This is a genomic window from Streptomyces sp. NPDC046900 (assembly GCF_040644975.1).
Taxonomy (GTDB): Bacteria; Actinomycetota; Actinomycetes; order Streptomycetales; family Streptomycetaceae; genus Streptomyces.
Genome location: NZ_JBEYXD010000187.1, coordinates 1 through 5,846, shown reverse-complemented (window position 1 = coordinate 5,846; position 5,846 = coordinate 1). Strand labels below are relative to the sequence as shown.

General features: G+C 69.9%; 5 protein-coding genes and 1 pseudogene. 4 read left to right on the top strand and 2 right to left on the bottom strand.

Annotated elements, in window-relative coordinates; all coding sequences use genetic code 11:
• The first annotated feature begins 514 nt into the window (after positions 1-514).
• The 4 genes from ABZ904_RS50260 (at position 515) to ABZ904_RS50245 (ending at position 5,212) form a co-directional block, all read left to right on the top strand.
• Positions 515-688 (top strand): hypothetical protein, encoded by a 174-nt coding sequence (locus ABZ904_RS50260; RefSeq protein ID WP_361006164.1) that lies wholly within the window; start codon positions 515-517, stop codon positions 686-688.
• Complete coding sequence (locus ABZ904_RS50255) at positions 685-1,887, top strand: MFS transporter (RefSeq protein ID WP_361830947.1); 1,203 nt, start codon at positions 685-687, stop codon at positions 1,885-1,887. The genes ABZ904_RS50260 and ABZ904_RS50255 overlap by 4 nt, the downstream gene beginning before the upstream one ends.
• 775 nt (positions 1,888-2,662) lie before the next feature.
• Positions 2,663-4,348: an IS1634 family transposase gene (locus ABZ904_RS50250; protein ID WP_361830944.1), complete on the top strand. Its 1,686-nt coding sequence runs from the start codon at positions 2,663-2,665 to the stop codon at positions 4,346-4,348.
• Between the two features lie 39 nt (positions 4,349-4,387).
• On the top strand, positions 4,388-5,212 hold the full coding sequence (locus ABZ904_RS50245) for a hypothetical protein (protein WP_361830941.1): 825 nt from the start codon (positions 4,388-4,390) through the stop codon (positions 5,210-5,212).
• A gap of 158 nt (positions 5,213-5,370) precedes the next feature.
• Here the strand turns inward: ABZ904_RS50245 and ABZ904_RS50240 are convergent.
• Positions 5,371-5,571: pseudogene (locus ABZ904_RS50240) on the bottom strand (hypothetical protein); the annotation flags it as partial.
• 76 nt (positions 5,572-5,647) lie between these two features.
• Positions 5,648-5,846: hypothetical protein (locus ABZ904_RS50235; RefSeq protein ID WP_361830938.1), on the bottom strand; the 199-nt coding region annotated here is incomplete at its 5' end.

Genomic DNA, 5,846 nt, shown 5'->3' with positions numbered 1-5,846 from the left:
AGGGCGGACAATAGCGGCTACAGCCAGAGCGCCGGACAGTCACGAGGGCCCATTCCGGGAGGTGGCCCCGGACTGTGATCGAACTTGTAAAGCGACGGTCACGCATCAAGACCCGGACGGCAATGACGGCAACGCTGACGGCAACGAGCGCGGACGACGACAACACCTGGCAGCCTGTCACGGAAGTCCTGCCAGCCCGTTGGTCCACCCAGCTGGGATGTGCCCGCATCTTCTAAGCGCCTGGTCGGGTTGGGCGGGTGAGTGTCTAACTACGTGACAACGCCGACGCACAGTGGCGAACACCGCAGACGTCTGCGGACCGTCACAACAGTGCGCTGGGCAAGCTGGTCTGTGCGCTCAACCCGTTCCTGCGGCGGCTGCGCGACGATCTCGGATTCGCCCTGGAACACTGGGCGGACGAGAGGCCGCTCACGCGGCGGCCAGCCGATCGCTCGCGGCCCGCTCTCTGGCCCGCGCCGCCCTCGCCGGCACCGGACGTGCCCGCGCCACCGCATTGGCGTACCTGGGTCACCAGGTCACCGCCCGGGTCTGCGCGTTGCAGGGCACCCGCCCGGAAAGCCGCCCCGGCGCCGCCATGCTTGCCGCGTCGCTGGTCACGGTGTCGGCCCTCGCCCTGGCCGACGCCACCTCGGCGCTCGGCCGGTTCCTGGAGATACTGCACCCGTGAATCGGCCCACCCCGGCGACATCCTCATCAGCGCGACGGCCCGCGTGGCTGACCCGCAACGTCACAGTGCTGTGCGGGGTCTCCTTCCTCCAGGACGCCGCCAGCGAACTCCTCTACCCGATCCTGCCGCTCTTCCTCACCACCGTGCTCGGCGCCCCGCCTGCCGCGGTCGGTGCCATCGAGGGCCTGGCCGAAGGCGCTGCGTCCGTCACCAAGGTCGCCGCCGGGAGACTCTCCGACCGCTTCGCCCGCCGACCCCTTATCGGCGCCGGATACGGGCTGGCCGCGGTCGGCAAGCTGCTCATCGCGCTCGCCACCGTGTGGCCTGTGGTACTGGTGGCGCGGGTGGTCGACCGGCTCGGCAAGGGCATGCGGGGCGCACCCCGTGATGCCCTCCTCGTCGACGGCGTTCCCCACGGGCAGCGCGGCAAGGTGTTCGGACTGCACCGGGCTGCCGACACCGCGGGTGCCGTACTGGGCCCGCTGGTCGGCCTGGCGCTGTACGAGGCACTCGACCACCATCTGCGGCCGTTGTTCTGGGTCGCGGTGATCCCGGCCGTGGCCTCGGTCGCCCTGGCCGCAGCTGTCCGTGACCCGGGCCGGACGGGCAGCGCGTCGACGACGACAGCCCGGACTCCGTGGCGGTCCCTGCCCCGGCCGTACTGGCGTGTCCTCTCCGTGCTGCTCGTCTTCAACCTGGTCGACTTCCCCGACGCGCTGCTCCTGCTCCGCGCCCACGATCTGGGCCTGTCCACGGCCGGGGTCTTCGGAGCGTACGTGGTCTACAACCTCGCCTACGCCGCCCTGTCCTACCCCGCTGGAGCCATGTCCGACCGGCTGCCGCGCCCGCTCGTGTTCACGGCCGGTCTGCTCTTCTTCGCCGTCGGCTACCTCGGCCTTGGCCTCATTCACACGCCGTGCCTGGTCTTCGTGGTCCTGCCCCTGTACGGGGGATTCGCCGCCTGCACCGACGGTGTCGGCAAAGCCTGGATCTCCACCCTCGTCCCCGACCCCCAACAGGGCACAGCCCAGGGCCTCTACCAGGGCGCCACCGGCGCCGCTGTCCTCCTCGCCGGCCTATGGGCCGGACTCGCCTGGGGCGCCGACGGGCACGTCCCGCTCCTGGTGTCCGGCGCCGCTGCACTCGCCCTAGCGGTCGCCTTGCCCATCCTGAGCCGCTCCCGGCAGGCGACCCGATGACCGCGCCGACGAGCGTCAGGCTCCCTAGGTGACCCGCGTCCCGCCGCACCGGGATCGCGGTAGCGGGAGTCGTCGGAGTCGAGAAGGGCCTGGCCTTTCTCGCCCGTTGGGCGCGGCATTCCCTCTGGCGCGATGGACCGAACGATCGCGTGCTGCCCCCAGCATCCGAGCCTGAACGATGCCCGCAGATTACAACTGGGGAAGAGGGGTCTACGGGGTGGGGGCGTCGGCGCAGCCGTGCATCCACATCACGTAGTTCAGGCCGAGCTGCTCGGAGTCGAGCAGGTTGTCCCATGCGGCCTGACCCGAGGAGTCGTCAGGCGTGCTGCCCTAGGCGGGGATGTTCTCCCCGTCGATGCGCCCCACGCCGAACGAAACGTCCAGGCGGGCCTGCGCCGAGGCTTTGATCTGCTCCGAGGCGGGCGTTGTGGGGGCGCCGAGATGCAGCCGGACAACAGGAGGACCACGCCGCCACGCGAACTTTCAGTGCTCGCCCCATCCGGTGATGGGGCGGGCGTTTGCGATGGCCACCGTGAGGCCCGGCACGAGGGTGGGGCCTTCCCAGTGGTGGCCTTCGACGCCATCCTGCCCCCTCACACCACAGTGGTTCACGATTTTACGGACCCTGGCATGCACCACATGGTCCACAAGAGAAGCCCTAGATGCGCGAAGAGTGCCACTATCTAGCCCCGTACTTCGCAGGTCGTTGATTCGGATGATCTGGGTGTCGTGGTGGTGTCCGAGACTGGTGGTGGGCGTTGGTCCAGGCGTGTGGATGACTTCCCGGTCCCAGCGTCAGCGCTTTGAGTGCGCGGTGGTGTCCGTGGTGGAGAAGCGTCTGGGCGCTCTGCCTGTCGCTGCCGAGTTTCTGCGCCGGCTGGATGTGCCGGGGATCGTCGACGAGATCTGCCCGGGCGGTGCGAGTGCGCACCTGACGCATGGGCAGGTGATCGAGGCGCTGGTGGCGAATCGGCTGACCTCGCCCGCGCCGCTGGTGCGGGTCGGTGACTGGGCGCGCACTTGGGCGGTGGAGGAGGTCTTCGGGATCGAGGCGGGTCTGCTCAACGACGACCGTCTGGCCCGGGCTTTGGACGCGATTGCCCCGCATCTGGAGAAGCTCGCGGGTACGGTCGGCGCGCGGGCGATCGCCGAGTTCGGTATCGACACCGCGCGGCTGCACTGGGACATGACCAGCATGTCCGTCCACGGCGCCTACCCCGAGCAGTACCCGCTCGTCGGCTACGGGCATCCCAAGGACCGGAGGGTGGACCTCAAGCAGGTCCAGGCGGGGCTCGCGGTGTCGGCCGACGGCGGCATCCCCGTCCATGCCCGTGTCTTCGGTGGCGGCGCGGCCGAGGTCAGTCAGGTCGTCGGGGCGATGCGAGATCTGTCCCGGCTGGCAGGTGAACAGAAGTTCCTGATGGTCGCCGACTCCAAGCTGGTGTCCTACCGGAACGTCGCCGCGCTGCTGGAGGCCGGGGTGGAGTTCATCGCGCCGGTCCCGGCCGCTCAGGTCAAGGACGAGGTCTACGCCGCGCTCGATCTCGCCCAGGCCCAGGTTGTGGACTGGGTGCCAGACCGGGATGCCGGCAAGCCGGCCGACCAGCGGGAGGTCTACCGGGTGCTGGAGGACGTCCACACCCTGGCCGGGCCGCGCAAGCGCGACCCGGTGCTGAGGGTGCGGCGGATCCTGGTGTACTCCACAGCCCATGCCAAAGGCCAGCAGGCAGCCCGGGCCAACCGGCTGGCCAAGGCGAGCGCGGAGTTGGACAAGCTCGTCGCTGCGGCGGGCGGGCGGCACTACAAGACCCGCGAGAAGATCGCCGCCCGGGTCGGGGTGATCGCCGCCAGGCGCCGCGTGGTCTCCTGCCTGCGCTGGCACATCACCGAGGACGAGACCGACGGCCCCCACCTGCACTGGCACTTCGACCAGGAGGCGCTGGACGCCGAAGCCGCGGTCGACGGCTGGTATGCGCTGCTGGCCGGCATTCCCCACACCAAGGCCGATCCCGCGCAGGTCCTGATCCACTACAAAGGCCAGGGCACGGTCGAACGGCGCTACCACGACTTCAAGGGCCCGCTCGCGGTCAGCCCGGTGTTCGTCCAGCACAACCACCGCGTCGCGGCCCTGATCCAGGTGATCTGCCTGGCCCTGCTCGTGTTCTGCTTGGTCGAGCGCCAGGTCAGACGGGCCCTCGGCCCCCAGCAGACCATGGCCGGCCTCTACCCCGACAACCGCCGGGTCCGCCCCACCGGCCGGATGATCCTCTACCACCTCGGCGAACTCACTTTGCGCGTCGGCACGGTCACCGAACCGCCGATGGTGCAGATCACCCGGGGCGTCCAGCTCCACCTCCTTGAACTGCTCGGTATCGAAGCCACCCGAACCCGCCCGCCACGGCCCTGTACCGGCGACCTTCGCCGCACCGGGCCAGACGCCCGGCTTCCGTCATACGGCTGAACCGTCCCCTGCGGTCCCAGGCTCGCCTAATGTGCCCGCATGACCTCGACAGAGACGTCCTCGCTGGTGCTGCACGGCAAAGGCCGTGCCTCCGCCCGGCTGCGGGACGGGGTGGTGCTGCTGGAGGCGGACGGCGTGCGGCGCCGGATACCGGTGGCGGCGATAGAGCGGGTCGACGTTCACGGCGCCAGGGTCCGGCGGCTGACCGTCGTCCTAACGGGCGACGAGCCCGTGGCCTACCACCTTCGGTGCCGCAGTGCCCCCGCCGTGCACGAGTTCGCGCAGGCGGTCCGCCGTGCACTGCCCGTACGGGACGCCGACGAGCCGCGGCCCAACGGGACGGAGCTGGTGACCGAGAAGCCGTTGGAGCGGGCGGCACCGAACCGGATCCGTCAGCTTCGGTGGGGCCTCGGGGGCGGATACGTGCTGGTGCTCGTCCTGCTGCTGGTGACGGACGCCGGGGTGGTCCCGGGAGTCCTCTGGGCGGTTGCCCCCGGCCCGATCGCCGCGGGGGGTCTGGGTGTGTACGGCGGATGGCAACTGTTCCGGGAAGCCTGGGTGTTGCGCACCCGGGGGATCACCGTAGAGGGACGGCTGCAGCGATCCCACTTCTACAACGGCGTCGAGCAGTACACCTACGCGTACGTCGACAGCCACGGCGTACGGCGTGAGCGCACGGGCTCGGACGGGGGCGCCGAGCGAGTCGAGATCACGTACGACCCCGCAGACCCCGAAACCACCAAGGTCGGTCGCCGTACGGCCGGGCAACTTGTATTCGGTGCGGTGCTCATCCTGCTGGCGGGTGCAGTTCTGCTGGCCGGTGTCGCGTTCGTGGTAATGGGGATGGCGGCGCTGGTCATCTGATCGTGTGCCGAAAACCCGAAGAAAATGCCCTCCAAGCTCTTTGCTGTGGGGCGGCGGCCAGATCATCTAAATCAGCGACCTGCGAAGTACGGGTCTAGCTGGCCGGACGCCACATCGCAGGCATCTTCCTCTGGGCCGCCCTGGTGATCCAATGGGGACTACGATTTGGCGATTTCTTGCCGGAGTTGGTGGGTGAAGCGATGCAGGAGGTCCAACGTCTCCCGGAACTCGGCCCGGCGGTCGTCCCTGCCGTCGGTGGGCCGGGTGCTCCAGACCCGGCGCGCGAGAGCACCGGCGAGATCGACGGTGTCGCTGGCGCAGAGCAGGTAGAGGGCTGAGCGTGCCTCCTGCATCCGGTTCGCCAACCCCGCTGCGCTGCACGGGAGCCGACGGCACCTTCGTCGTGCACGAACGCCTGTGCGCGAAGGCGCCACCTCAGACCGCCCCGTCCAGGCGGGACTTGAAGACCCCAGCCCCGGCCCCTGGCACGGGGCTGAAACGGGTGGTCGCGATGGCGGCCAATACAGCGGCCGCCTTGGTGGTCGGGCCCCGGTGCCGGGCCGCGTGGGGAGGGCCGCGTGGCAGGCTGGGGGTCCGCTGTGTGAACGCCGAACTCCCCCGGAGCGCCTGACGT

Coding starts and splice junctions, on each gene's coding strand:
- ABZ904_RS50250 (WP_361830944.1), top strand. CDS start 2,663: ATGACTTCCCGGTCCCAGCGTCAGCGCTTTGAGTGCGCGGTGGTGTCC.
- ABZ904_RS50245 (WP_361830941.1), top strand. CDS start 4,388: ATGACCTCGACAGAGACGTCCTCGCTGGTGCTGCACGGCAAAGGCCGT.